General features: G+C 64.6%; 21 protein-coding genes. 16 read left to right on the top strand and 5 right to left on the bottom strand.

Features of this window, described 5'->3' with window-relative positions; genetic code table 11:
• The first annotated feature begins 39 nt into the window (after positions 1-39).
• The 8 genes from LG299_RS06100 to LG299_RS06065 all read left to right on the top strand — a co-directional run bounded on the left by LG299_RS06100 (position 40) and on the right by LG299_RS06065 (position 9,246).
• The gene (locus tag LG299_RS06100; protein WP_404434112.1) at positions 40-1,362 is read left to right on the top strand and encodes a LuxR C-terminal-related transcriptional regulator; all 1,323 of its coding nucleotides are present in this window, start codon (positions 40-42) and stop codon (positions 1,360-1,362) included.
• A gap of 217 nt (positions 1,363-1,579) precedes the next feature.
• Complete coding sequence (gene rplJ, locus LG299_RS06095) at positions 1,580-2,095, top strand: 50S ribosomal protein L10 (protein WP_404434110.1); 516 nt, start codon at positions 1,580-1,582, stop codon at positions 2,093-2,095.
• A 41-nt stretch (positions 2,096-2,136) separates the two neighbouring features.
• Positions 2,137-2,526 carry a 50S ribosomal protein L7/L12 gene (gene rplL, locus LG299_RS06090; protein ID WP_404434108.1) on the top strand — a complete coding sequence of 130 codons (390 nt, stop codon included), beginning with the start codon at positions 2,137-2,139 and terminating at the stop codon, positions 2,524-2,526.
• A 283-nt stretch (positions 2,527-2,809) separates the two neighbouring features.
• Positions 2,810-3,736 carry a carbohydrate ABC transporter permease gene (locus LG299_RS06085; RefSeq protein ID WP_404434107.1) on the top strand — a complete coding sequence of 309 codons (927 nt, stop codon included), beginning with the start codon at positions 2,810-2,812 and terminating at the stop codon, positions 3,734-3,736.
• Positions 3,723-4,643 (top strand): carbohydrate ABC transporter permease, encoded by a 921-nt coding sequence (locus LG299_RS06080; protein ID WP_404434106.1) that lies wholly within the window; start codon positions 3,723-3,725, stop codon positions 4,641-4,643. Before LG299_RS06085 ends, LG299_RS06080 begins: the two co-directional genes overlap by 14 nt.
• 96 nt (positions 4,644-4,739) lie before the next feature.
• Positions 4,740-6,071, top strand: a complete 1,332-nt coding sequence (locus LG299_RS06075; protein WP_404434104.1) for an ABC transporter substrate-binding protein — start codon at positions 4,740-4,742, stop codon at positions 6,069-6,071.
• Positions 6,072-6,247: 176 nt separating this feature from the next.
• Positions 6,248-8,104: a DUF6807 family protein gene (locus LG299_RS06070; protein ID WP_404434103.1), complete on the top strand. Its 1,857-nt coding sequence runs from the start codon at positions 6,248-6,250 to the stop codon at positions 8,102-8,104.
• Positions 8,101-9,246 (top strand): Gfo/Idh/MocA family protein, encoded by a 1,146-nt coding sequence (locus tag LG299_RS06065; protein ID WP_404434101.1) that lies wholly within the window; start codon positions 8,101-8,103, stop codon positions 9,244-9,246. The genes LG299_RS06070 and LG299_RS06065 overlap by 4 nt, the downstream gene beginning before the upstream one ends.
• Here the strand turns inward: LG299_RS06065 and LG299_RS06060 are convergent.
• Positions 9,243-10,298: a LacI family DNA-binding transcriptional regulator gene (locus LG299_RS06060; protein ID WP_404434100.1), complete on the bottom strand. Its 1,056-nt coding sequence runs from the start codon at positions 10,296-10,298 to the stop codon at positions 9,243-9,245. The genes LG299_RS06065 and LG299_RS06060 overlap by 4 nt on opposite strands.
• A gap of 257 nt (positions 10,299-10,555) precedes the next feature.
• On the opposite strand from LG299_RS06060, the gene LG299_RS06055 reads away from it, so the two are divergent.
• The 3 genes from LG299_RS06055 to LG299_RS06045 all read left to right on the top strand — a co-directional run bounded on the left by LG299_RS06055 (position 10,556) and on the right by LG299_RS06045 (position 14,101).
• Positions 10,556-11,893: an ABC transporter substrate-binding protein gene (locus LG299_RS06055; protein WP_404434098.1), complete on the top strand. Its 1,338-nt coding sequence runs from the start codon at positions 10,556-10,558 to the stop codon at positions 11,891-11,893.
• A gap of 101 nt (positions 11,894-11,994) precedes the next feature.
• Positions 11,995-13,134 (top strand): carbohydrate ABC transporter permease, encoded by a 1,140-nt coding sequence (locus LG299_RS06050; protein ID WP_404434096.1) that lies wholly within the window; start codon positions 11,995-11,997, stop codon positions 13,132-13,134.
• Position 13,135: 1 nt separating this feature from the next.
• Positions 13,136-14,101, top strand: coding sequence for a carbohydrate ABC transporter permease (locus LG299_RS06045; RefSeq protein ID WP_404434095.1), 966 nt, complete (start codon positions 13,136-13,138; stop codon positions 14,099-14,101).
• Between the two features lie 60 nt (positions 14,102-14,161).
• Here LG299_RS06045 and LG299_RS06040 read toward each other — a convergent pair whose 3' ends face one another.
• Positions 14,162-14,845, bottom strand: coding sequence for a DUF305 domain-containing protein (locus LG299_RS06040; RefSeq protein ID WP_404434094.1), 684 nt, complete (start codon positions 14,843-14,845; stop codon positions 14,162-14,164).
• A 7-nt stretch (positions 14,846-14,852) separates the two neighbouring features.
• Entirely contained in the window at positions 14,853-15,566 is a 714-nt protein-coding gene (locus LG299_RS06035; RefSeq protein ID WP_404434820.1) for a DUF3105 domain-containing protein, read from the bottom strand.
• Between the two features lie 181 nt (positions 15,567-15,747).
• Between LG299_RS06035 and LG299_RS06030 the strand changes: the two genes are divergently transcribed.
• The 3 genes from LG299_RS06030 to LG299_RS06020 are packed head-to-tail and all read left to right on the top strand — an operon-like array spanning position 15,748 to position 19,755.
• Complete coding sequence (locus LG299_RS06030; RefSeq protein ID WP_404434093.1) at positions 15,748-17,094, top strand: multidrug effflux MFS transporter; 1,347 nt, start codon at positions 15,748-15,750, stop codon at positions 17,092-17,094.
• Positions 17,095-17,139: 45 nt separating this feature from the next.
• Positions 17,140-17,799 carry a phosphatase PAP2 family protein gene (locus LG299_RS06025; protein WP_404434092.1) on the top strand — a complete coding sequence of 220 codons (660 nt, stop codon included), beginning with the start codon at positions 17,140-17,142 and terminating at the stop codon, positions 17,797-17,799.
• 9 nt (positions 17,800-17,808) lie between these two features.
• On the top strand, positions 17,809-19,755 hold the full coding sequence (locus LG299_RS06020; RefSeq protein WP_404434090.1) for a helicase HerA-like domain-containing protein: 1,947 nt from the start codon (positions 17,809-17,811) through the stop codon (positions 19,753-19,755).
• A 20-nt stretch (positions 19,756-19,775) separates the two neighbouring features.
• Here LG299_RS06020 and LG299_RS06015 read toward each other — a convergent pair whose 3' ends face one another.
• Positions 19,776-20,519, bottom strand: coding sequence for an IclR family transcriptional regulator (locus LG299_RS06015; protein WP_404434089.1), 744 nt, complete (start codon positions 20,517-20,519; stop codon positions 19,776-19,778).
• Positions 20,516-21,955 (bottom strand): APC family permease, encoded by a 1,440-nt coding sequence (locus tag LG299_RS06010; protein WP_404434088.1) that lies wholly within the window; start codon positions 21,953-21,955, stop codon positions 20,516-20,518. Before LG299_RS06010 ends, LG299_RS06015 begins: the two co-directional genes overlap by 4 nt.
• A 224-nt stretch (positions 21,956-22,179) precedes the next feature.
• On the opposite strand from LG299_RS06010, the gene LG299_RS06005 reads away from it, so the two are divergent.
• Both LG299_RS06005 and LG299_RS06000 read left to right on the top strand, forming a co-directional pair.
• Positions 22,180-23,004 carry a hypothetical protein gene (locus LG299_RS06005; RefSeq protein WP_404434087.1) on the top strand — a complete coding sequence of 275 codons (825 nt, stop codon included), beginning with the start codon at positions 22,180-22,182 and terminating at the stop codon, positions 23,002-23,004.
• A gap of 17 nt (positions 23,005-23,021) precedes the next feature.
• A complete protein-coding gene (locus tag LG299_RS06000) occupies positions 23,022-24,893 on the top strand; it encodes a hypothetical protein (RefSeq protein ID WP_404434086.1) in 1,872 nt (623 codons plus the stop codon).
• The last annotated feature ends 7 nt before the right edge of the window (positions 24,894-24,900 follow it).

Here is a 24,900-nt window from a genome sequence, read left to right as displayed (position 1 = left end):
ACTACCCGAAAGGGTGGGTGCTCGACGTAGTCTTGCCATATGTCATCAGCGCGGATGGACCTTGCTCGCGATTCCGCAGGCGACATCGCACTTCTGCGCGGCCTCGCTGAGGTGCTCACGTCCCCTCCGGATCTCATCCCCGCGCGGCTTTCGAGTTTTCTTGAACCGCTGATCGGGCACTCCGCCCTTGTGCTGCTGGTGGCCGACGCGACTGGAGCCCAGCGAGAAGGGGTGGGCGCAGCATCCTTCGTCGATGGCGTCTCCTTCCTCGCCCTGGACGAATGGCGACGGATGCTGGGACCCGGCCATACTCGTCGGGGGCCCATCGCCACCAATACGGGTGGCGTAGAGACGTTCCAAGCGCTCTCGGGCAACGGGGCGCTCCTGGTGCTGGCTGACCCCAGCGGATCGGCCTCGATGGATGCCACGGTGTTGCAGGTCTGGAACATCGTTGCTCTGCGAGTTCAGGAACTCGCAGACTCGGCCTCTCCGGACTACCTGCAGCTCGCACGGGCGAGTTCCAGCGTGCGCATGGAGGCGCTTACCGAACTCGCCGATGAGTACTCCACGACGTTGGAGTCGCTTCTGGCCGTGTTGCGTTCGACGACTCTCGATGATCGTGCGGCCCGGCAGACGGCGACGCGGCTCGCGGCCGAAGGGATGGTGCACCTTCGTACGGCTAGTGACCGGGTGCGCACGTTCACCGAAGAGCCCGTCACCACCGCTTTCGAGCGACTGAGAGATGACCTGCGTCCGCTCGTTCGCTACCGCGATATCGATGTGCAGTTCGTGGAACCGCCCGTCGACGGACGCGCACTTCCGAGTGAGATTGCGCACGGCGCGCGGGCAGTCGTGCGCGGATCGATCCTCGCGCTCGTCGACCGGCACGATGTGAGTCGGGTGCGCGTGCAGTGGGATTGCGACGGCACCAACCTGCTCATCAACGTGCGAGATGACGGCCCGGGAGATCTCTCGGAGGAGAGCGTGCAGCTGCGTCTGGTGCGTCAGCGTGTGTTGGCGTTGAACGGACAATTGTCGTTCGAAGCGACGGCGGGGTGGGGTACGGAGATGTCGGTCGTGATGCCGCTGGATCCGCCGACGGCCCTCGCCGCGGCTCCACCGGCCTGGGACCTCGCACCACGTGAAACGGAAGTGCTCAGCCTCCTGATCGCGGGACAGCGCAATCGCGAGATCGCGGTGAAACTCGGCATCAGTGAGAACACCGTGAAGTTCCATGTAGCGAAGATCTTCCGCAAGCTCGGCGTGACGACCCGCGCAGAGGCAACGGCTTTCGTCTTGGCACATCGGCCGGGTGCGCCACGATTTGGCAGAGCCGACGGCGTCGCCTATTCTGGTACCTAGCCAAAGACCGCCGGTCATCGTTGTGCGCGTAAGCGCACGAGATTGAAGCACTGCGAATTGCAGGGGCCCGCGCAGGTGTACGAACGAACTCCAGGGTTTCAGCTCCGTGCGCTTGCGCCGGAGCTTTTGTCATTCTCAGGGTAGAGATGACGACGCCCGGATGCCTCTGGCCGACGCCCCGCCACCGCGGAGCGTCTCGTACACACAAGGAGTGGCCATGGCGCAGAAGGACGCATCGGTTGCCGAGCTCACGAAGAACTTCGAGGACTCGACCGCCGTTCTGCTGACCGAGTACCGCGGTCTGACGGTTGCCCAGCTCAAAGAGCTGCGCAACAGCATTCGTCAGGACGCGGAATACGCCGTGGTGAAGAACACGCTGACCAAGATTGCCGCGAACAACGCGGGAATCACGTCGTTGGACGAGGACCTCAAGGGCCCCTCGGCCATCGCGTTCGTGCACGGTGACCCGGTCACCGTCGCGAAGGGTCTTCGTGCCTTCGCCAAGGCACACCCTCTTCTCGTGATCAAGGGCGGCTACTTCGACGGTGCCCCCTTGACCGCAGATGAGGTCAACAAGCTCGCTGACCTTGAGAGCCGTGAAGTCCTGCTGGCGAAGCTCGCCGGCGCGATGAAGGCCTCGCTGTTCGGCGCCGCCTATCTGTTCAACGCACCGCTGTCGAAGGCCGTTCGCACGGTCGACGCGCTGCGTGAGAAGCAGGAGTCCGCGGCCTGAAAAGGCCCGGTTTAGCTAAGAAAACCAACAAGGAGATAATCATGGCAAAGCTCAGCACTGCAGAGCTTCTCGACGCGTTCAAGGAGCTCACGCTCATCGAACTCAGCGAGTTCGTCAAGGCGTTCGAGGAGACCTTCGAGGTCACCGCTGCTGCTCCCGTCGCTGCGGCCGCCCCGGCCGCCGGTGGCGCTGGCGCCGCTGCTGAAGAGGTCGAAGAGAAGGACTCGTTCGACGTCGTTCTCGAGGCCGCTGGTGACAAGAAGATCCAGGTCATCAAGGTCGTCCGCGAGCTCACCTCGCTCGGCCTCGGTGAGGCGAAGGCTGTCGTCGACGGCGCTCCCAAGGCTGTCCTCGAGGGCGCCAACAAGGAGACCGCTGACAAGGCAAAGGCCGCTCTCGAAGAGGCCGGTGCGACGGTTACCCTCAAGTAATCTCGCGCGCTGACACAGCGCACACGACAGAAGCCCCGGATGCCTGCATCCGGGGCTTCTGTCATCTCTGGCGCGATTCGCTGAATGCCCTTTCTCGCGATCTCCCCAACCTCTTCGAATGATTTTTTCAAGGATGCTTGCACATTTCGTGGTCGGCGGGTGAGAATGAGAATGCGCATTCCAGAAAGCGCATTCTCACATCGACGACGATGACAAAGGAGACGGTGGCACCGATGCACCGCCAGAAATCGCACCCTGAGTGCACGACCGAACGGCTCTCTGCATGAGCGCGCTCGGCGAACTCGGCAAGCTCAAGACCGCGAAGTTCGAGGGCAAGAAGCAGAACAAGGCCGCGTTCTTCTTCTTGCTGCCGTGGCTCGTCGGGCTGGTGCTGGTCACGATCGGCCCGATGCTCGCCTCATTCGGACTGTCGTTCACTCGGTACAACCTGTTGAGTCCGCCGCAGTTCACGGGGTTCACCAACTGGACGCGGATGCTGGAGGACGACCGCCTGCACACGTCTCTTCAGGTCACTTTCACCTATGTCCTGGTGTCGGTCCCGATTCAGCTCGCGGTCGCGCTCTTCCTTGCGATCGTTCTCGATCGAGGAATGCGCGGGCTGGCGTTCTATCGCTCGGCGTTCTACCTGCCTTCGCTGCTGGGCGCAAGTGTCGCGATCGCGATGCTGTGGCGGCAGATCTTCGGCACCGACGGGTTGATCAACCAGATGCTCGGGTTCTTCGGCATCGAAGGCCAGGGCTGGATCTCGAGCCCCGACACGGCGCTGGGCACACTGATGGTCCTCAATGTGTGGACGTTCGGCGCACCGATGGTGATCTTCCTCGCCGGCCTCCGGCAGATTCCGACGATGTACTACGAAGCTGCTTCGGTTGATGGGGCCAGCCGTATGACACAGCTCTTCCGAATCACCATCCCCCTGCTGACACCGATCATCTTTTTCAACCTCGTGTTGCAGATCATCGGGGCGTTCCAGTCCTTCACCCAGGCGTACATCGTCTCGGGTGGAACAGGAGGACCGGTCGACTCCACGCTCTTCTACACGCTGTATCTCTATCAGCAGGGCTTCACGAACCTCAACATGGGCTACGCCTCGGCGATGGCCTGGCTCCTCCTGGTAATCGTGGCGGCGCTGACCGCCCTCGCGTTCTGGTCCTCAAAGTATTGGGTGTTCTACGATGACGAAAGTTGACCCGACGATCGCTGGCCCCCTGGCCACCGAGACGATCGTGACCGGAAAGGCGCCGCGGCGACGACGCGAGAACCCTTTCCGCAAGCCGGCGACCAGCATCATCCGGCACGTGATTCTGATCATCTTCGCGCTGCTGATGCTGTACCCGATCATCTGGATGGTGGTCAGTTCACTGCGACCGAACGATTTGATCTTCCGCGAGCCGGGCATCGTCCTGGACAGCTTCGAGTGGGAGAACTACACCAACGGGTGGAACGCGCTGACGTATCCGTTCGGCGTCTACATCTGGAACTCGGCGTTGATCGTGCTGGGCTCGATCGTCGGAAACCTGGTCTCGTGCGCCATGGCGGCCTACGCCTTCGCCCGACTCGAGTTCACATGGAAGCGAATCGCGTTCGGAGTGATGCTGCTGAGCATCATGCTCCCGATCCACGTGATCATCGTCCCCCAGTACGTGCTGTTCTCTGAGTTCGGATGGGTGAACACGTTCCTTCCGTTGATTGTTCCGAAGCTGCTGGCCACGGATGCGTTCTTCATCTTTCTGATGGTGCAGTTCATCCGAGGCATCCCGAAAGAACTCGACGAGGCGGCACGCATTGACGGCGCCGGCCACCCACGCATCTTCTTGCAGATCATCCTGCCGCTGATGGTCCCCGCGCTCGCGACGACCGCGATCTTCACCTTCATCTGGACGTGGAACGACTTCTTCGCCCAACTCATCTATCTCACCCGTCCAGAGCTCTACACCGTCCCCTTGGCCCTCCGCGGCTTCGAAGATGCGCAGAGCGCCACCAACTATGCCGAAATGTTCGCGATGAGTGTTGTTTCGCTCGTCCCGATCTTCCTCGTCTTCCTGTTCGGTCAAAAGTTCCTCATCAAGGGAATCGCGACCACCGGGATCAAGTGACAGAGATGTCACGAAGTACTTCGCGGGCCCGCCGGGCCTTCCCTCATCACACGCACCACACCTCACACACCGACCTCGGTCGAAAGGATGCATGACATGCGACGCACACGAACAGCACAGCGGCTGTGGATGTTCACCGCCCTGGGCGCAGCGACGACGCTGGCGCTGACCGCTTGCGGAGGAACAGCGGAAACCCCCGAGACGGCTCCTACCCTCTCTGATGAACCCGTCACCCTCAGCTTTACCTGGTGGGGCAACGATGTCCGCCACGAGATCACCGAAGAACTGATCGCCGCCTTCGAGGCAGAGAACGAGAACATCACCATCGAGCCGCAGTACACCGATTGGGCCGGGTACTGGGACAAGCTCTCCACCTCCGTCGCAGCCGGCGACACCCCCGACCTGATTCAGATGGACGAGAAGCAGCTCTCGACCTACGCAGACAACGGCGTTCTGCTCGACCTCGGCAGCCTCGGCTCAAGCATCGACACAGCGGACTTCCCCGAGTCCGTGCTCGGTACAGGCGCCCTCGACGGGGTGCAGTACGGCATCCCGGTCGGCATCAACACCTACACCGTGATGGCCAACCTCGACATCCTCGAGAGCCTGGGCATCGAGACGCCCGATGACGAGACCTGGTCGTGGGAGGATCTCGCCGACCTGTCAGATCAGGTGAGCGCAGCGGGTGCGGGTTCGATCTTCGGCATCCAAGGCTGGGGATTCAACGACGGTGACCTCAACAACTGGCTGCGCCAGCACGGTGACGCGCTGTACAACGCCGAAGGCGAGATCGTCGCCGACGAGAAGAACATCGCTTCGTTCTGGCAGTACCTTCTCGATGTCACCGAGTCAGGCGGATCCCCCGAACCGTCCGCCACGATCGAGCGTCAGTCGGCAGGGCTTGCTGAGTCCTTCACGGCAACGAACCAGGTCGCCTTCGGCAACTGGTGGTCCAACCAGGTGTCGGCGCTGCGCGCCGCAAGCGGTCAGAACCTGGCGGTTCTGCAGCTTCCGACTCCCGACGAGGGTGAAACGCCGGCCGCGTACTACAAGCCGTCGATGTTCTGGTCGGCATCAGCCAAATCCGAGCACCCGGCGGAGGTCGCCCTGTTCCTGGACTTCCTCGCCAACAGCGAAGAGGCGGCTGACTTGCTGCTCGCCGAGCGCGGTGTCCCCGCCAACGACGCGATCCGCGAGTACATCACGCCCAAGCTCGACGAGGTCAACCAGGAGGTCGTGGAATTCCTCGACCTGATCGCGCCGCGAGTCGGAGATGCTCCGTCGCCCACGCCTCCGGGAGGTGGATCGATCGAGACGATCATCAGCCAGCACACCCAGCAGGTGTTGTTCGGCGAGATGACACCCGAAGAAGCTACCGCGAGCTTCGTCGCCGAGCTCCAGCGCTCGCTCGACGACGCCGCGCTCTGAGCTGACGAGCGGGTCGCTTTCGTCCGTGAAGCGGCCCGCTCGTCCACCCCACTGCTCGGGGCCGGACCGAAGTGATGAGGGGTTCGGTCCCGAGCGGCCACGCCGTGCCGCGGCGAACGGCCCGAAGTTGCCCTCGCACGCCCATGATTGACACGAAGAAGAATGAGGAGGCCGCGTTGACCGAGGTCACATCGCGTCCGATCACGATGGCGCAAGTCGCTCAGCATGCGGGTGTCTCGCAGGCTTCGGTGTCGCGCGTTCTGAACGGCGTCTCCAGCGTCGACCCGGCGATCGCATCGAAGGTTCACAAGGCTGTCGCCGCGCTGAACTACTCGCCGAGCGAAGCGGCTCGCAGCCTTGTGCGCGGCAACAGTCGCACGATCGCCCTTCTCGTTCCCGACCTCGAGAACCCTCTCTTTCAGGGTGTGCTCAAGGGGCTGACTCTCGCCGCCCTCCGCGATGGCTACCGTGTCCTCGTCGCCGACAGTGCAGAAGCTGTCGGCGATGAAAGCGAGATCGCCACCGAGGCGCGCAGCAAGTGCGACGCGCTCGTCCTCGTCTCGCCCCGAATGCCCGACCGCGAACTGCGGGATTTGATCGCCCGGACCGCTCCGGTGGTGGTGGTCAACCGTCGTGTCGACGATACGGCCGCCTCGCAGTTGACTGTCGACTACGCCAGCGCGGTCAAAGAACTCGGTATGCACCTGCTCGGGTTCGGGCACCGGCGCATCGCTTACGTCGCAGGGCCACCCCTCAGTTACGCCAATGAGCAACGCGCCCGAGGGCTGGGAGAGCTTGCGCGGGAGCATCCGGAACTGGAATTTCTCACGATCAGCGCGGGCTCCAGCATGGAGTCCGGGTACGACGCCGCCGATGCGGTGCTCGCCACCGGTGCCACCGCAGCGATTGCGTTCAACGACCTCGTGGCACTCGGCATGCTCTCACGGCTCCGCGAAGTCGGCGTCGGGGTGCCCGAGCAGCTTTCGATCGTGGGCATGGATGACATCCCGCAGTCACGTTTCGCCGCGCCACCGCTGACCACGATGTCTGTTCCCCGAATCGAGATCGGACGCCAGGCCTGGAACCGCCTGCGCCAGGCGCTCGAGGGCGAACCCGCCGATCACCCCCTCTTCTACCGCCCGATTCTCGTCGCGCGCAGCAGTTCGGGTCCGGCGTCGCACGCGAGCGGGTGGGTGGGCCCGGCGCGTCCGGTCCTGCGATTGGGGTCGACGGTCGTCGCGCAGTACGAAGAGGGCTCCACGGTCGATTCGGTTCTCTCGCCGCGTCCCTTCCTGGGCAACGTCATTTCTCGTGTCGGAACACCGCTGTCGGTCACCGAGCCCACCGACCACCCGCACCACCTCGGGGTGTCGCTCGCGATTCCCGATGTGAACGGAACGTCGTACTGGGGCGGCCGCACGTATGTGCGTGGCGAGGGCTCGATCATGGTTCCCAACCATGGACGCCAGCGCCGCGATGACCTGCGCATCGACGGGCACGCTCTGCACGAGCGTCTCAGCTGGGTCGACCAGTACCAGACCACTCAGTTGGTCGAGGTGCGCGAACTCCGTTCGGCAGAACTCGAGAACGGATGGGCTCTCCGGTGGCGCAGCCACCTCAAGGCGACACTGGACGCGATCACGTTCGCATCGCCGGCGACCAATGGCCGTGACGGCGCGGGGTACGGCGGTGTGTTCTGGCGGTTCGCACCCGAAATCGCCCGTGTCTTCAGCCCGGCGGGCGACACCGAAAAGGCCGTGCACGGGGCGCGTACGCCCTGGATCGCCTTCACATTCCCCGAGCGGGGAACGAGCGTCATCCTCTCCCAGGGCGAAGGCGACCTGCCCTGGTTCGTGCGCTTCGCGGAGTATCTGGGCGCCGGCCCGTCGATCGCCTGGGACGAGCCGCACACGATTGCCGAGGGCGGCGAGTTGAACCTCGAACTCACGGCGTTCGTCATCGATGAAGAGTTGCGGGATGCCGCGGCCGTCGAGCGCGTACTGCCCGGGTTGCGCGAACAGGCGGGTTTGTGAGAGCACCATTGCGCGTCGGTGTTGCGGGCGTGCACGGTCACGGCCGGGGCCATGTCGACGCCGTCCTCGCGCTCGCCGAAGAGGGCGTGAGCCTCGTGGCCGTCGCCGACCCGCGGGGGAGCGGCGAGGTGCCGTCCCACACGGCATACTTCGTCGATGCGGCCGACATGATCGATGGTGGAGACCTCGACATCGTCGTGTTGAGCACGCCGATTCCCACGCACGCCCCACTCGCGCTGCGTGCGCTCGAGGTGGGCGCACACGTGCTGCTCGAGAAGCCGCCCGTCGCGTCGGTAGCCGACCACGGCCTTGTCTGCGCCGCGTCGAGCGGAGCGGGTCGGGCGGTGCAGGTCGGCTTTCAGTCGCTGGCAAGTGCGGGGGTGGAAGCTGCAACCGATCTCGTCGCATCCGGCGCGATCGGCGACCTGCTGCACATCGGCGCGGCAGGGCTCTGGTCGCGATCAGACCAGTATTGGGCGCGCGCGCCCTGGGCCGGTCACCGGATCGCGAACGGGCGCGTCGTCGCCGACGGGGCGGCGACGAATCCGCTTGCCCACGCGCTCGCCACGGCACTGACGATCGCGGGTGCGTCTGAACCGGCGGAAGTCGAGGCCATCGATCTCGATATGTATCGCGCAGCGGAGATCGAGACCGATGACACGTCGTCGCTGGCGGTGACTCTGACCAGCGGCATCCGGATCATCGCCGCTCTCAGCGTGACGGCTCCGCACCGCCACGAACCGTACGTGCTCCTGCGCGGCACTCACGGGTATGCCGTGTACAACTACACCCTGGACGTGCTGTCGGTGTTTCGCGACGGATCCCCCCTGCCTCGTGTGTTCACCTTCGCTCGACGGGGGCTGCTTGCCGAGCTCGTGGCCCACGCGCGCTCGGGCGACGACATCTCGGTGCCGATTGCGCGCACTGGAACTTTCACCCGCGTGCTGGAGGCGATCACGACCTCACCCTCCCCGGCCCAGGTGCCCGAGGCACTCATCACTCACCGCTCTCGGCAGGGGGAGAGCTTTCGCATCGTGAACGGCGTAGAAGAGTGGACGGAGCGTGCGGTCTGGGAGGGGCGTACGTTCGCAGAGCTGGGGGCGCCCTGGGCTAAAGACCGCCCGATGCCCACGCGGGGCTAGCGCGCGTGGTCCGCTTCGCGGCGATCGATCGCGCCGGTCGTGCGGCGGGGGTCTAATGCGGCGGTCGAACTGCGCACAACGAGTCGCGCGGGTAGGCGCTCGACGGTCGTCGGCAGGTCAGGGTCTTCCAAATGCTCCAACAGGCGTTCGACGGCGATCCGTCCCTGCTCGCGCGGGGACTGCTGGAGGGTCGTCAGAGAGAACATCTCCGCGAACTCGTGATCGTCGATGCCGATCACGCTCAGGTCGCTGGGCACCTGCACACCAAGCCGCCGCGCCGCGATGATTGCCCCGATCGCCACCTCGTCGCACGTGGCGACGATCGCCGTGGGCCTGGTGCGGGCATCGCCCAAGGCGTCGACGGCGGCTGCATAGGCACCGGGGAGCGTCACTTCAGAGACGATGTGGCGCGCGTTCGCGCTCATACCCGCGGCCTTCATCGCGTTGAAGTACCCGCTCACTCGCCGGCGATCCACCTGAGCGGACTGTGTCGTCGCGTCTCCGCCGCCGATGAACGCGATGTCGCGGTGACCGAGTTCGACGAGGTGCTCTGTCGCTCGTCGGGCGGCATAGTCGTCATCGATCTCGACCACCGTGGTGGCGTCGCCCGAACCGACCACGCTCACCACCGGAAAGCCGATGCTGACGAGACGTTCGAGCTCATTGTCGTCGGGTTCAAGACCGACGGCGATCAACCCGTCGAACCGTTTACGGGCCAAGTAGTCGTCGAAGATCCGTTGGCGACCACGAGTGCCGGGCTTTGCATCGTAGAGGGTGAGATCGAGTCCGCGTTCAAGCAGTTCGACCTGAATACCTTCGAGCACTTCGGCGAAGAACCACCGGTTCAGGTACGGCATCACCACGCCGATGTTGTGGGTTCTGCCCGTGGAAAGGCTGACGGCACTCGTGGATGCGACGTAGTTCAGGCTCGCCGCGGCTGCGCGCACCTTGTTGCGCGTGGCCTCTGACACATATCCGGTTCCGGTCAACGCGCGGCTGGCTGTTGCCTTGGAGACGCCGGCGAGGCGGGCGACGTCGGCGATGCCAGGCATGGGTACTCCTCGATGACTCGTCGAGCGACAACGGTCGATGTTATGGAACCGATTCCACACCATTGTGGCTCCGGAAGGAAGTTTCCGCTACCCCGGAAAATGCGTGACCGACTTGTGATGCAGGAATCGGTTGTGCGACACGTGCAGATCCCCTAGCTTTATTGTGGAATCGGTTCCCGAGGCTTTGCGCGCCGATTGCACCGCACCACCTGCACGTAACCGCACCAACTGCACGTACTCAATGAGGAGGATCACAGATGATGACACGAAATAGACGACGCATCCTCGCGTCCGTAGCCGCGTTCGGCGCCGCTGGCATGGTCTTGGCTGGTTGCTCCGGCGGGCCCGGTACCACGAACGGTGGCGGAGGCGGAGAAGGCGGGGACGACGACAACGTCGTCACGGTCTACGGCACCATCTCGGGCACCGAGGCCGAACTGCTCGAAGAGTCGTGGGCAGAGTGGGAAGAAGAGAACGACATCGACATCCAGTACGAGGCGTCGCAGGAGTTCGAGGCTCAGATCGCCGTGCGTGCGCAGGGAGGCAGTGCGCCCGACCTGGCGATATTCCCGCAGCCGGGCCTTTTGGCAGATATGGCCACGCGCGATTACCTCGTCCCCGCGCCCGAAGAGGTCGTGGCGAATGCCGAGGAGTATTGGAGCCCGCTCTGGCAGGGCTTCGGCACCGTGGACGGCACCGTGTACGGCGCGCCGCTCATGGCGAGCGTCAAGGGCTGGGTCTGGTACTCGCCGGCGACCTTCGCCGAAAACGGCTGGGAGATTCCCACCACGTGGGATGGACTGAAGGAACTGACCGCACAGATCGCCGGCGAGACCGGCGCTCCGCCGTGGTGCGTCGGATTCGGTTCGGATGCGGCGACCGGCTGGCCGGGCACGGATTGGATCGAAGATGTTGTTCTACGTCAGTCCGGCACCGATGTCTATGACCAGTGGGTGACCAACGAGATCCCCTTCACCGACCCGCAGATCAAGTCGGCGTTCGATGAGGTTGCGAGCATCATCTTGAACCCCGAGTACGTCAATGCCGGCTACGGCGACGTCCAGTCGATCGGCACAACGCCGTTCGGCGACCCGGCAACGGCGTTGGCCAGCGGTGACTGCCTGCTGCACCACCAGGCGTCGTTCTACGACGGATTCATCGTGGATGCCGGCGCCACCGTGGCCGAAGACGGCGACATCTGGGCCTTCCAGACTCCTCCGTTCGAGGAGTCTGGTGATGGGGCTGCGACCGTGACGGGTGGCGGCGAAATCGTCGGTGCCTTCGACGACTCCGCTAGCACGCAGGCCGTGCAGGTCTACCTCTCCAGCCCCGAGTGGGCCAACAGCCGGGTCAGCCTGGGCGGCGTGATCAGCGCGAACAAGGGTCTGGACCCTGAAAACGCCTCGAGTGCGATCCTGACGGAAGCGATCAAGCTTCTGCAGGACGACGCGACGACGTTCCGCTTCGACGCTTCTGACCTGATGCCTTCGAGCGTCGGTTCGGGCACGTTCTGGCAGGGCATGCGCGACTGGGTGAACGGTACTGACACCGACACCATCCTCGAGCAGATCGAGGCCGGCTGGCCTTCGAGCTGAGCCGCTGAGTGAGCGGGGTCGCCTGAGAGGGCGGCCCCGCTCTCGCAGAGCGACGTCCCCGCACACTTCACGAGTCCGACGATGCACTCGAAAGGCCACCCATGACCGCTTACAACTTCTTCGCATGGCTGAGCACCCTCTCGCCCTGGCTCGAGATCCCGATCATCATCGGAGCTTTTCTGCTGGTCGTGGCGATCATTCTCTTCCTTGTAGAGATCGCCCCGCGCAAGGGGCGCAAATACACGATCATCCGCCTTGCCGCGTGTGTGCTGTTTCCGCTCGGGTTGCTCTGGTTTCTGCAGTCCTACACGTGGGCGATCATCGCCGCCGGTGTGCTGGGTCTGCTCTTCTTCTGGCTCGACATGCGCTCTCGGCAAGGAGCGGGTTCGCTCTTCACCATCGTCGCCTTCCTCGCGCCCACCATGCTGTTGCTGCTCGTGGGGCTGATCGTTCCGACCATTCAAACCTTCGTTCAGTCGTTCCTCAACTCCAGCGGTACCGCCTTCATCGGTCTCGACAACTTCGTGTGGATCTTCACGCAGCCGCAGGGCGTGCGAACCGTCATCAACACGATCATCTGGGTGCTTGTCGCCCCGGCCGTCTCGACGATCGCCGGACTCGCGTACGCGTACTTCATCGACAAAGTCCGCGGTGAGAAGTACTACAAGATCCTCGTTTTCATGCCTTTTGCAATCTCGTTCGTGGGCGCCTCGATCATCTGGCGCTTCATGTACACCGCGCGTCCGGCCGAGGCTGCCCAGATCGGTCTGCTGAACCAGATCGTCGTCTGGTTCGGCGGGCAGCCGATCAACTTCTTGGCGCAAGAGCCGTGGAACACGTTCTTCCTGATCGTCGTGCTCATCTGGTCGCAGACCGGCTTCGCCATGGTCGTGCTTTCGGCAGCGATCAAGGGTGTGCCGGGCGAACAGCTCGAGGCGGCGGAGCTCGACGGCACGAATTCTTGGCAGCGGTTCATCAACGTGATCGTTCCCGGCATCCGTTCGTCGTTGATCGTGGTCCTGACGACGATCTCGATCGTGTCGCTCAAGGTCTTCGACATCGTCCGCACGATGACCGCGGGTGCCAACAACACCTCGGTCATCGCGAATGAGATGTACACCCAGTTCCGCAGCTTCGAGCCGGGGAGGTCCGCCGCGTTCGCCGTGATCCTGTTCGTGTTGGTGCTGCCGATCGTCGTTTACAACGCGAGACAGCTCAAGAAGCAAAGGGAGGTGCGTTGAGATGAGCATGCCCGTTGAACTGCCGCTCGATGACCAGACCAAACGTCAGATGACGCGCGGCGAAGAGAAAATGGAGGCTCCCCTCCAGCGAACCAAGCGCCGGTTGACATCGCGGTGGGCGACACTCGCCGCCATTGTGATCGCCGTCTTCTGGTCGGTTCCGACCCTTGGTCTGTTGATCACGTCGTTCCGGCCGCGTCAAGAGATCCAGACCAGCGGCTGGTGGACGATCTTCCAGAATTGGGGCTTCACGCTCGACAACTACGTAGCGGCGCTCCAAGCGGGAAACAGCCAGCTGACTCTGGCGGGGTCGTTCGTGAACTCGTTCGCGATCACGATTCCGGCGACCGTGATTCCGATCACGATCGCGATGCTCGCCGCCTATGCGTTCGCGTGGATGGACTTCAAGGGCAAGAACATGCTCTTCATCTTCGTGTTCGCGCTTCAGATCGTGCCGATCCAGATGGCATTGATCCCCCTGCTCCAGTTCTTCTCTCAGGGAGAGATCTTCGGCGTTCCGGTGATTCAGGCGTTCGGCAGCGCGGGCGGCTATACGCAGGTGTGGATTGCGCACGCAATCTTCGGTCTTCCCCTGGCGATCTTCCTGCTGCACAACTTCGTGTCAGAGATCCCGGCAGAGGTCATCGAGGCGGCACGCGTGGATGGCGCCGGTCACGGACAGATCTTCTTCCGGATCGTCATTCCGCTCACCATGCCGGCGATCGCCTCGATTGCGATCTTCCAGTTCCTCTGGGTGTGGAACGACCTGCTCGTGGCGCTCATGTTCGCCGACGGCAATGTCGCGCCGATCACCAAGATGGTTGCCGAGCTCGCGGGAAGCCGTGGTCAGGACTGGTATCTGCTAACCGCCGGAGCATTCATCGCGGTGATCGTGCCGCTGATCGTGTTCCTCGCCCTGCAGCGATACTTCGTTCGAGGGCTCCTGGCAGGCAGTACAAAGGGCTAGACCGGGCAATGAAGAAGGGGGGATGCGTGTTGCGGACGCATCCCCCCTTCTCGTCGTGTGTCAGCCGGAGCAGCCCAACCGAGCCTGAATGGACTCCATGGCGTCGATCTCGAACGACTGAGTCTCGGACATGGTGGCGGCCACCGCGATCGCGCGCTGATCGGTGCCGAGGTCGACGAGCGCGTCAGCCATCGGAATCGCGCCGGCGTGGTGACGAATCATCAGCTCGAGGAACAGGCAGTCTGCTTCGAGCCCGGTGGCTTGCTGAAGCGCTACAAGCTCGGCAGGGGACGCCATGCCCATCGCTTCGCGCATCTCTTCATCTGTCATCGGGGCGTCGGATGCTTCGCCATGTTCGTGAGCGGATTCGCCCTGCGTCATCCAGGCCATGGGGCTGTTGCTCAGTTGGGGGAGGCCCCATTTGACCAGCCAGTCGTACATCTCGCCTCGCTGGCCCGCCTGGGTCGTGGCGATGTCGTACGACAGCGAGAGGATGTCGGGATCGTCGGTCTTGCGATAGATCTCCATCGCCATTTCGATTGCCTGCGTGTGGTGCACCTGCATGTCGCGGGCGAATCCGGCGTCGGCCGAGTTGTTCGTCGGTGTCGCCGAGGGGCCTGCCGATCCGAAGGTCGAGAACCGTCCGATCGCGAAGGCGAGCCCCGCGATTGCGAGTGCGACCAGCCCGATCAGCGCCCAGCGTTGCCAACCGGCGGTGGCCCGCTCAGCATCAGCGTCGGTCACCGAACCCTCAGGACTGCAAGCCCGGTACGTCCGGCTGGCCGCTGCACAGGGCGTTCGGTTCGGGCGCGACCTGGCTGCGCCAGAACGCCGTGAAGAAATCGCTGATGCGCTCGTCGTCGGCCGAGTCGATCTTCAGCTGGTTGTTCCAGGCGCTCAGCACGATCGGCGAATCCAGTCCCTCATAGGGCGACAGCACCACGTAGGACGACGGGAACTGCGCCTCAAGTGCGGCGAGCTCGTCGCTCGAGACCGCGGCGGGGTCGTACGTCACCCAGATGGCGCCGTGCTCGAGGGAGTGGACGGCGTTCTCGTTGGGAACGGGCTGGTCGTAGATTCCGCAATTGAGCCAGACCGCATTGTGATCGCCGCCGGCGGGGGGAGTTTGTTCGTACTCGACAGTGCCCTCCACGTGGCTGGCGGTGTTCTCAAAGGTTTCCAGACCCTCGATCGAGCTGCCGTCACCGCTGCCGCGGTCGAAGGAAGGAGCCGGTGCGGGTGCGAAAACGATGGATGCCACGATCGCAGCGATCACGCCGATAGCGACGACGACACCGACGACCCACCACACCAGCTTGCTGCGACGCCGCTTCGCGAGCTGCTTCTGGTACTCGGCGAGCTTCTCTTGCCGCTTCTGCTCGCGCTGCTGCTTGACGGTGAGGTCGATAGTGGACTGCGTCGCAGGGTTGCCGCTCGTGCGCTTCTGGGGAGGTGTCGGGGTCATGTGTGTGATCTCGGCTCGGTGTGACTGTGCAAGGCGCCCAACGACGGGCCGCAGCAGGAGGAGGTGGGGCATCCCAATCCTATTCGAGCGCATGCGAGCGGGTCTGAGAAGCGGCCGACAGTTCCGGTAGACTGGTGGTTCGAATCGATTCGATCGCTGACTTATTCCGAAACGAAGACTCTTGCCTGAGACTGCATCCGTCCCCGTCACGCCTGCCGTGACCCCATCCATCACCCCCCGCACGACCGCGACCGGCGCGATCCGCACACTCGGTGCGAACCCCGCCACGGCGCCCATCATGCTGCACCCGGGGGACTCGATCACGGCGCGTCGTCGCGTGCTCTACATCATCCTGCTCGGCGCGCTCACGGCCCTCGGACCGTTCACGATCGACCTTTACCTGCCCGCATTCCCGGTGCTCGAGGCAGATTTTCAGACCAGCGCCGCCGCGATCCAGCTGACGCTCTCCGGAACGATGATCGGCTTCGCCCTCGGTCAGCTCATCGTGGGCCCGCTCAGCGACAAGGTCGGTCGCCGCATGCCCCTGCTGTCCGTCACGGCTATCCATGTGCTGGCGAGCATCGGTGCGGCCATGGCGCCCACCCTCGAACTTCTCTCCGCGGCGCGGGTCCTGCAGGGCGCGGGCGCTGCGGCCGGCGGCGTTGTGGCCGCAGCGATCGTGCGCGACCTTTTTGGCGGCAAGCGCCTGGTCGTCATGCTCTCGCGTCTCGCGCTCGTCTCCGGAGTCGCACCCGTGCTCGCTCCGCTCGTGGGTTCGGCACTGCTGTTGGTCATGCCTTGGCGCGGCATCTTCGTCGTCTTGGCGATCTACGGCGCCATCATGCTCGTCTCGGCGGCTGTCTTCATTCCCGAGACGCTTCCGGCCGCCCGCCGCAATGAGCGGGGAGCCACCACCGTCTGGCAGCGATACAAGAGCGTCTTCAGCGACCGTGTCTTCATCGGCGTGCTCATCATCGGCGGAATGACCTTCAGCGGGTTGTTCTCGTACCTGTCATCATCATCGTTCCTCTTCCAGGGTACGTACGGCTTCAACGCTCAGCAGTACGGCCTGCTCTTCGCGGCAAACTCGCTCGGCGTCGTCGTCGGTGTTCAGGTCGCCGCGCGCCTCGCGGCACGGTACGGGCCACAGTGGGTCATGGCCTTCTCGACCGGTGTGCTGGTGGTTTCGGCATCCGCCATCATCATCACCGATCAAATGGGGCTCGGGCTCTGGGGAACGGTCATTCCGCTGTTCTTCTTCATGACCGCGTGTGGATTCACCTTCCCCTGCGTGCAGGTGCTGGCCCTTGACCGGCATGGCAAGGCGGCAGGAACCGCGCAGTCGATCGTCGGAGCGACCAACTTCGGCGTCGCCGGAGTCATCTCGCCGCTCGTCGGCTGGCTGGCGACGGGGTCGGGAATCACGGCGACGACAATGGCCTCGGTGATGGTTGGCTGCTCGGTGATCGGCGCGCTCGCTCTCTGGTTCGTCGTGCGGCCGCGCACTGTCGCACAGCTCGCGCCGTAACACCCGGGCGCATGTGCCCATGTATCCGTCCGGCAGAATGGGCCGATGAGACCTTCGCGATACCTTCCGTCACTCGTGACAGGCATCGTGCTCATCGCACTATCCTGCGGCCTCGGTGCGTGGCTTTACTCGCGCGGCGACGTTCCGTTCGCGGGCGACCTCTGGTGGAACACCCTCCTGGTCGACTCGAGAAACGCCTTTCTGCTGAACTTCTCGTACGCCATGGACTTTCTGGGTGGCCATTGGTTCGGAATCTTCGTCGTTCCCCTCGGTGGAACGCTGGTACTGATCCTGGTGAAACGGCCGTGGTCGGCGGCGTATTTTCTCGTCGCACAGGCCGTCTCTGCGGGGCTGGTTCAGGTTCTCAAGCGCTCGTTCGGGCGCGCTCGTCCGGAAGAGATTCTCGTGATCTCGGACTACGGGTCGTTCCCCTCCGGACACGTTGCCGGAGCGGCGACCTTGGCGACCGCAGTGATCGTTCTCTTCCCACGGCTGTGGGTGATCATCGCAGGCGTCGTGTGGGTGCTGGCGATGGCTTTCAGCCGCACGTATCTGCACGCGCACTGGCTGAGCGACACGCTGGGCGGCGCGCTCGCCGGAGTAGGGGCTGCCCTCGTCGTGGCGGCACTGTTCGCGGTACCCCTCGATCGAGAGCGTGCGCGGGCGCGCGCGCCAGAACTGACAGCGTCCCTCACCGATCAGTAGGCTGGGCAAATGACCGAGCCGGACGCCGCTGTCGCCGTCGCTGAAGCCGAACTTGCCCGCCTGCGCGCCGAGGCCGAGGCTGCTGAGGCCCAACTGAAGGCCGCGCACGCGCGTGCCGCGCTCGCGGCCGCCGAGGCTGATGCGGCCAGGGCGAAAGCCGCTGCGCTGTCTGCTTCCGTTCCCTCGGAGGCGGTTCCGGATGCTCAGCCCGCCGCCGATTCTGCGCCGACGGCGACGGAATCCGAGCCGCCCGCACCGGTCGCCGAGCCGGCGTCGGAAGCTGATGCCGAGCCGAAACCCGAGCCGAAACCCGAGCCTGCCGAGGCATCCGGCCCGCTCACACCCGACCAGATCGCCGCCGTCGTCAAGGGTTACACATTCGAATCCGCAACACTGGACCTCGGCGCGCTGCTGAACACCGACCCCGTACCCGACGCACAGATCCGCATCCCGCTGGCGATGATGAATCGCCACGGGCTGGTCGCCGGGGCGACCGGCACCGGCAAGACCCGCACTCTGCAAGGTCTTGCCGAACAGCTCGCATCGAAGGGCGTCCCGGTCTTCGCCGCAGACATCAAGGGAGACCTTTCCGGGGTCGCCACCCCGGGAGAACCGAGTGAAAAACTTCTCGCCCGCACCGCCGGAATCGCCCAGGACTGGAAGGCCGAAGCATCCGTCACCGAGTATTTCGCGCTGGGCGGCGTCGGAAAGGGCGTACCCGTCCGGGCAACCGTCAGCGGGTTCGGGCCACTGCTGCTGAGCAAGGTGCTGGGCCTGAATGCGACCCAGGAGTCGAGTCTGGGGCTCGTCTTCCACTACGCCGACGCCTACGGGCTTGCGCTGGTCGATCTGTCGGATCTTCGCGCCGTACTCAGCTACTTGACCAGCGATGAAGGCAAAGGCGAGCTCAAGAACCTGGGCGGGCTGTCGTCGGCCACCGCAGGCGTGATCCTCCGCGAACTCATCACCTTCGCCGACGAGGGTGCCGACGTGTTCTTCGGCGAGCCGGAGTTCGATGTGGAGGACTTCTTGCGTGTGGCGCCCGATGGCCGCGGAGTGATCTCGCTGCTCGAGGTGCCAGGGGTCATCGACAAACCGGCGCTTTTCTCGACGTTCTTGATGTACCTGCTGGCGGAACTGTTCGAACGGCTCCCCGAGGTGGGTGACGCCGACAAGCCGAAGCTCGTGTTCTTCTTCGACGAAGCGCACCTGCTCTTCACCGACGCGTCGAAGGACTTCCTCGCGGCGATCACCCAGACCGTGCGACTCATCCGGTCGAAGGGTGTGGGCGTCTTCTTCGTCACCCAGACGCCGAAGGATGTGCCAAGCGACGTTCTGGCCCAGCTCGGGTCGCGCGTACAGCACGCGCTGCGTGCGTTCACGCCGGATGACGCGAAGGCGCTCCGCGCCACGGTCGGCACGTACCCGAAGTCGGGCTACGACCTCGAACGCACGCTGCAGGAGCTCGGCACCGGTGAGGCGATCGTCACGGTCATGAGCGAGAAGGGTGCGCCGACGCCTGTCGCCTGGACACGCCTGCGCGCGCCGCAGGGTCTGATGTCTCCCACGCCCGACCCGGCGATCGAGACCGCAGTGAAGGCCTCGCCGCTGCTCGCGAAGTACGGCACAGCGATAGACCGCGAATCCGCCCGCGAGATCCTCACGGCGAAGATGAATGCCGCAGAAGCGGAAGCCGCCGCGAAGCAGGCCGAGATCGACCGCGCCAAAGCGGCTGCCGAGCTCGCCAAACAGCAAGCCGCGATGGACAAGGCGCAGGCCGCGGCCGATAAGAAGGCGCGACAGGAATATGACCGGCTGCTGAAGAAGACGTCCGGTACCACGCGCACGACGCGCTCCACGCAGAAGTCACCGCTCGAGCAGATTCTCGGTTCGAAGTCGACTCAGACGATCCTCAATGGCGTCATTCGGGGCATGTTCGGTACCGGTAAGCGCTGACGGGCGGGGCTGCCGCCGTTTCAGCGCTGGAGAGACATCTGACCGCCGAGCGCGGTCGCTGCGTCGCGTAGTGCGCTGAGGTGCCGTGCAGCCAGCGAGAACCGCGTGAGCGGCGTGGCAAGGCAGATCGCTCCCACTGGTTCATCGCGACTGTCTCGGATCGGCACTGCGAGGCATCCACGATCCGGGGCGAGCGATGCGACCTGCTCTGTATAGCCCCGCATGACATAGGCGTCGGTGATCGCCTCGATGTCGGCCGCGGCGACAGCAACTCGCCATCGATGAGCGCCTGATTCATTGCGTCGCGGGCGCTCGGCGAGCCAGAGATGCCCGACGGCCGACCGTGTGGGGTCGTTGAGAAGAGTCGCCCGATCCGAAAGCGGATATCGAGCATCTTCCTCGACGATCGTCACGCCGGCATCGTGAAAGCCGAAGAGGTGCACGGCCTCACCCGTGTCCACGCGGACACGCTCGACGATTCCTGAGGACGGTGGTGCGCGGTGCGCATCGACAACTGCCGCGAGCTCGAGGACGCGGGCGCCGAGAAGGAAGCCGGAGAAGTCAGGGCGCCGCACGAGATACTCGTCGCGTACCAAGGCGTTCACAACGCGGTACACCGTCGCACGTGGGGCGCCGACTGCGCGCGCGATATCGGCTGCGCTCGAGCGCTGGTGGCCGCGCGCAACTTGCTCGAGGATCTCCAGCGCCAGCCCCAGTCCCTTCTCGGGCAGTCGACCTCCGTCGACGGGTGCGCGAGCGTTCATCGGCGCGATGGCGTGTCGAGGGCGTCGGAATCCACCGCCCAGTCGTGCACACCGAGACGCGAGGCGAGGCTGGGCCGACGGGCGAGAGTGACCGTACCCCAGACGACAATGGCGGCGAGAATAACCGCGGACCATGCGAGCCCCAGGGGGTTGTCACGCGTGGTGGCCCCCAGGTAGAAGCAGAGAACGGTCGTAAGTCCAGCGAACGGGACGGCGCTGAGCATCGCGCTGCGCAGGGTGAGTTCGCGCAATCGCCACAGGAAGATCGGAGCAGCCAGGCAGATCAGCGTGTAGGCGAGCACGAAGCCGAGGGTGGATGCCGGGGAGGTGACCATCCGCAGGTCCTGACGGGAGCCGCCGAGGGCGAACACTGTGAAAGGGACGACCGTGACAAGCGCCGTCAGCAGCACACCCCCGAGGGCGGGGACACCCCGTTGCGAGACTCGACCGAAGACGGGCGGGAGGACTCCTTCGCGGCTCATTGCGAACATGAGGCGCGTCGCGGCGTTTGTCATGGCGAGCGCGCACGCGAGGAAGGAGATCGCGATGATGAGGTCGATGAGGCCGGCGAGACCGGTCACAGACTCGAGTGACGCGGCACCGGGCCGTTCGGACACCAGCGACAGTTGAGCAGCGGTGCCGACGAGCATGACGAGCCCCGTTGCGCCGACACTGATGAGGATCGCCCTGGGTACTGCAGCGAACGGACGTCTCGTCTCTGGTCCGAGCGCCACCCCGCTCTCGAACCCGACGAAACCGATCAGCGCGAACGCCACGCCTGTCATGATCGCTTCGGTCGAGATGTGCTGCGGCTGCGGAATGAGCAGGCTGATATCCCACCGCGTCAGCGCGAGGGCTGCGATCGAAAGCCCGAGCACGGTCAGGACCGCGATCGACTCGACAACGAGAAGGATGCGTGTGGACATGCGCAGTCCCCGCGCGATCACAACCGCGATGATGGCCCCGAAAAACAGTGTGAGGGCGGGCGCCAGCGGCGTCGGAGAATCCGTGTGCCCCGTCAGCAGCCGTGCGATGCGGCTCGCGCCGGAACTCAGGGTGTTCATCGAGATCGCGAGGTAGCCGACCCCCAGTGCACCTCCGGCAAGCAGACCCACGTGTGGGCCCAGTCCACGGGCCGCGAAGGTGTACAGCGAGCCGGTGCTTGAGATGCGCCGCGCAAACATCCCGATCACCAGAGCTACGGCGATCACCAGCGTGAGCGTGAGCACGATGTCGAAGAATGCGAACGACCCGCTGCGGCCATACAGTGCGCCGGGATGAATCAGAAGTACGCCGGCTGGAGCAGTTGCGGCGACGGACTGTGCGATGACGTCGACGGTGCGCGCGTGCCGGCGGTGGAGTCCAGTAAACGGCGACGTCTCGCCGAGGTCGGTGCGTGGCCGGCCCCGCTTGATCGCATCGGCGAGCGCGCTCATGATCCTCCTGGTCGTGGCGAGGTTATCGAGCGTGGATTGCGCCCAGAGGTGGCCTGTGTTTCCGGCTCGTCACAACGGCTGAGACAGGAGGGGCCTCGCAGTGCTCCGTGTCTCATGCGGATTTCGATCCGCGTTCGCCACCGAGCGTTTCGCCGAAATCGCGCTGCCTGAAGATCGCCCTGACGCGGAGTGTCGCGTCGACCTCGCCCACCGAAAGGAACTCTGTGACTGATTCACAGCTCGCACCCGAAGGAGCCCCCCCTCCGACGCGGCGCAAACTGCTCACGCCGCGGTCGCTCGGCATCGCCTCGGCGGTCTCAGCCGCCGGCGCGACGGTCGCGCTCGTCTTCGCCATGCAGGTCGCCGTGCAGGCCACGTCGTCACCGCCCGAACCCTCGTCGACACCCATTGCCGCCGACAGCAGCGATGAGAATGCGCCGGAGAAGTCCGAGACTGTTGAGCCGCCCACGGTGATCCCCGCTGCGTACGACCAGCTGTCCGGTGAGGAGGTGAGCTACGTGCGCTATCTCGGCGCACAGGTTCCGGAGTACGCGGCCGGCGCGGACGTATTCGGCGACTCCGGATTGCAGTTCCTCTCGACCGATGTGGCGGACCCCCAGGCCTATACGGACGGTCAACGCCGCCTCTTCTCGCTGTACTACGACTACGCGACCAACGAGCTCGTCAGCATGATCGTCAACGTCAGCACCGGCACTATCGAGGCGATCGAGCGGGCGTCAGGGAGTCAGCCGGCGCCAACGGATGCCGAAACTGCCCTGGCATGGGAGCTGATCCTCGGGTCGGAGCTTGGCCAGCCCATCGCCGACGAATTCGCCGCTCTGACCGGAGGTTCGGCGCTCACGCCCGAGTCGGCAGAGGTCGAACTGACCGCTCACTCGTTCGTCACTGATGCGGGCTCTTTCGGCGCCGAGTCATGTGGCGTCGAACGCTGCGTTCAGGTGCTCGCCCAGATCGACGGTGGAGCCTTCCTCACCACCAGCACGATCGTCGTCAATCTGTCCACCACCACCGTCCTTCCCGTCTCATGATTCTGGAGAAAGCAAAGATGAAACGCACCCTCAGCGCGGCGATCGCCGTCGCACTGCTCTCGGGAGGCCTCGTGCTGACCACCCCCGCCGCGGCGACGGCGCAAACCGTGACCGAGGCATCCTGTTCTGGCGACTCGCTCGTGTCGGAGACACTCGAGGCGGGTTCGAGCTGGCAGATGTGCTGGCGGATCGATTCGTATCGCGGCCTCGTCCTCGACAAGGTCGCTTACCAGCCGCGTGACGACGCCGCTCCGATGCTTGTTCTCGACTCGATCGCTCTCGCGCAGCTCAACGTTCCCTACGACACCGGCGCAACGGAGTACAACGACGTGACGACCTACCAGGTCGGCGGTCGCCGCCTGCAGGCGATTGCAGCAGTGGATTGCCCGGTCGGGACGGTGCGCTCGGCCTGGGTCGATGCCACGCGAGGTGAGATTCCGGCGGTCTGCATCGGTGAGGAAGATTCTGGGCTCGCCTATCGGTCCAACATCACGCGTGACGCGCTATACGCGGCTCAGGGGACCGACCTCGTTCTGCACTCGGTGTCGCGCATCGGCTGGTACGAGTACCAGACGGAGTACCGCTTCCACGACGACGGCGAGGTCTCGGTACGTCTGGGCGCGACCGGCGATCTTTCGCCCAATGACTTCGTGAACGTCGTCAACCAGGGCTGGCCGCTCGACGAGGGTGCCAACGACTTCGCCGTGAACCACTATCACTCGGCCTTCTGGCGCGTCGACTTCGCGGTAGACAACGCTGAGTCACACGTGGTCGAGAAGTTCGCGACCACCCCCACCGGTGAGTACGGCACGACCGGTGACACAGGACGCACGGCAATTCTCGACACGCAGCTGACGACGGTCGACGCCGAGACGAAGGTCTTCGTCGGCAATCGGGAGGCCTATCGAGTAGTCAATCCCGAAAGTCTCAACGCCGACGGTCACGCCCGCTCATACGAGATCATCGTGGACCGCGACCAGGCCTACAACCTCAACCCCGAGACCGACTTCGACATCGCCTTCACGTCGGCCAAGTCCGACGAGGTCCACGCGAGCTACAACCTGATCCCGAGCAAGGCGGGTCAGATGGTGACGGACTACATCGCCGACGGCGAGCCACTCGTCGACCCGGTCGCGTGGGTTAATGTCGGCTTCCACCACATCAATCGCGACGAGGACCAGAGCCCGATGCCGATCCACTGGCAGGGCTTTACCCTCTACCCGCGAGACTTCTCGGCGCAGAACCCGATCATTCCCGAGGGACGCAAATGGGTGAACGGCGACATGCGCGGTGTTCCCAACCCGAACATCAGCACGACGCCGACCGCATCGCCGGAACCGACGCCGACAGATTCGGCGTCACCGAGCCCGACCTCGACAGGCGAGCCGACCCCCGAGACGTCGGCGACACCTCCGGCGGGCGGTGGCGGAACGCCCGCTCCGACCGAACCGGCGCCGACGACTCCGGCGCCCACCAACACCGTCACGTTCGGACAATCCGAGGTCGCGCCGGGAGCAACGCAAAGCGCGACGGCTTCCGGATTCGCCCCTGGCGAGACGGTGAGTGCGGTTCTGTATTCGGATCCGGTGGACGTCGGTACCTTCATCGCGGACTCGGAAGGAGCAGTCGACCTGCAGTTCATCGTGCCGAGCTCGACACCCGCGGGTGAGCACCGACTCGTCCTTACCGGGCAGACGTCGACTGCTGTCGCAGAGGGCTCATTCACCGTCGCGTCGGCATCTCCCGCAGCGATCCTGGGTGCCCTCGCCTCGACGGGAACGGACGCCAATCGCTGGGCACTGACAGGCGTCCTGCTGTTGGTCGCCGGTGGCGCGCTCGCTCTCTTGTCGAGATTCGTTCGACCTTCGGGCGGGCAGGTGCACGCCTGATTCCACC

It is taken from the genome of Microbacterium lacus (assembly GCF_044794305.1).
GTDB classification, from domain to species: Bacteria; Actinomycetota; Actinomycetes; order Actinomycetales; family Microbacteriaceae; genus Microbacterium; species Microbacterium lacus_B.
Note: the sequence above shows the minus strand (reverse complement) of the source record. Positions and strands in the feature narration are given on the sequence as shown.

Bases quoted from the DNA above. Each gene is read 5' to 3' on its own strand.
- LG299_RS06100 (WP_404434112.1), top strand. From the start codon at position 40: ATGTCATCAGCGCGGATGGACCTTGCTCGCGATTCCGCAGGCGACATC.
- rplJ (WP_404434110.1), top strand. From the start codon at position 1,580: ATGGCGCAGAAGGACGCATCGGTTGCCGAGCTCACGAAGAACTTCGAG.
- rplL (WP_404434108.1), top strand. From the start codon at position 2,137: ATGGCAAAGCTCAGCACTGCAGAGCTTCTCGACGCGTTCAAGGAGCTC.
- LG299_RS06085 (WP_404434107.1), top strand. From the start codon at position 2,810: ATGAGCGCGCTCGGCGAACTCGGCAAGCTCAAGACCGCGAAGTTCGAG.
- LG299_RS06080 (WP_404434106.1), top strand. From the start codon at position 3,723: ATGACGAAAGTTGACCCGACGATCGCTGGCCCCCTGGCCACCGAGACG.
- LG299_RS06075 (WP_404434104.1), top strand. From the start codon at position 4,740: ATGCGACGCACACGAACAGCACAGCGGCTGTGGATGTTCACCGCCCTG.
- LG299_RS06060 (WP_404434100.1), bottom strand. From the start codon at position 10,298: ATGCCTGGCATCGCCGACGTCGCCCGCCTCGCCGGCGTCTCCAAGGCA.
- LG299_RS06055 (WP_404434098.1), top strand. From the start codon at position 10,556: ATGATGACACGAAATAGACGACGCATCCTCGCGTCCGTAGCCGCGTTC.
- LG299_RS06050 (WP_404434096.1), top strand. From the start codon at position 11,995: ATGACCGCTTACAACTTCTTCGCATGGCTGAGCACCCTCTCGCCCTGG.
- LG299_RS06045 (WP_404434095.1), top strand. From the start codon at position 13,136: ATGAGCATGCCCGTTGAACTGCCGCTCGATGACCAGACCAAACGTCAG.
- LG299_RS06035 (WP_404434820.1), bottom strand. From the start codon at position 15,566: ATGACCCCGACACCTCCCCAGAAGCGCACGAGCGGCAACCCTGCGACG.
- LG299_RS06025 (WP_404434092.1), top strand. From the start codon at position 17,140: ATGAGACCTTCGCGATACCTTCCGTCACTCGTGACAGGCATCGTGCTC.
- LG299_RS06020 (WP_404434090.1), top strand. From the start codon at position 17,809: ATGACCGAGCCGGACGCCGCTGTCGCCGTCGCTGAAGCCGAACTTGCC.
- LG299_RS06015 (WP_404434089.1), bottom strand. From the start codon at position 20,519: ATGAACGCTCGCGCACCCGTCGACGGAGGTCGACTGCCCGAGAAGGGA.
- LG299_RS06010 (WP_404434088.1), bottom strand. From the start codon at position 21,955: ATGAGCGCGCTCGCCGATGCGATCAAGCGGGGCCGGCCACGCACCGAC.
- LG299_RS06000 (WP_404434086.1), top strand. From the start codon at position 23,022: ATGAAACGCACCCTCAGCGCGGCGATCGCCGTCGCACTGCTCTCGGGA.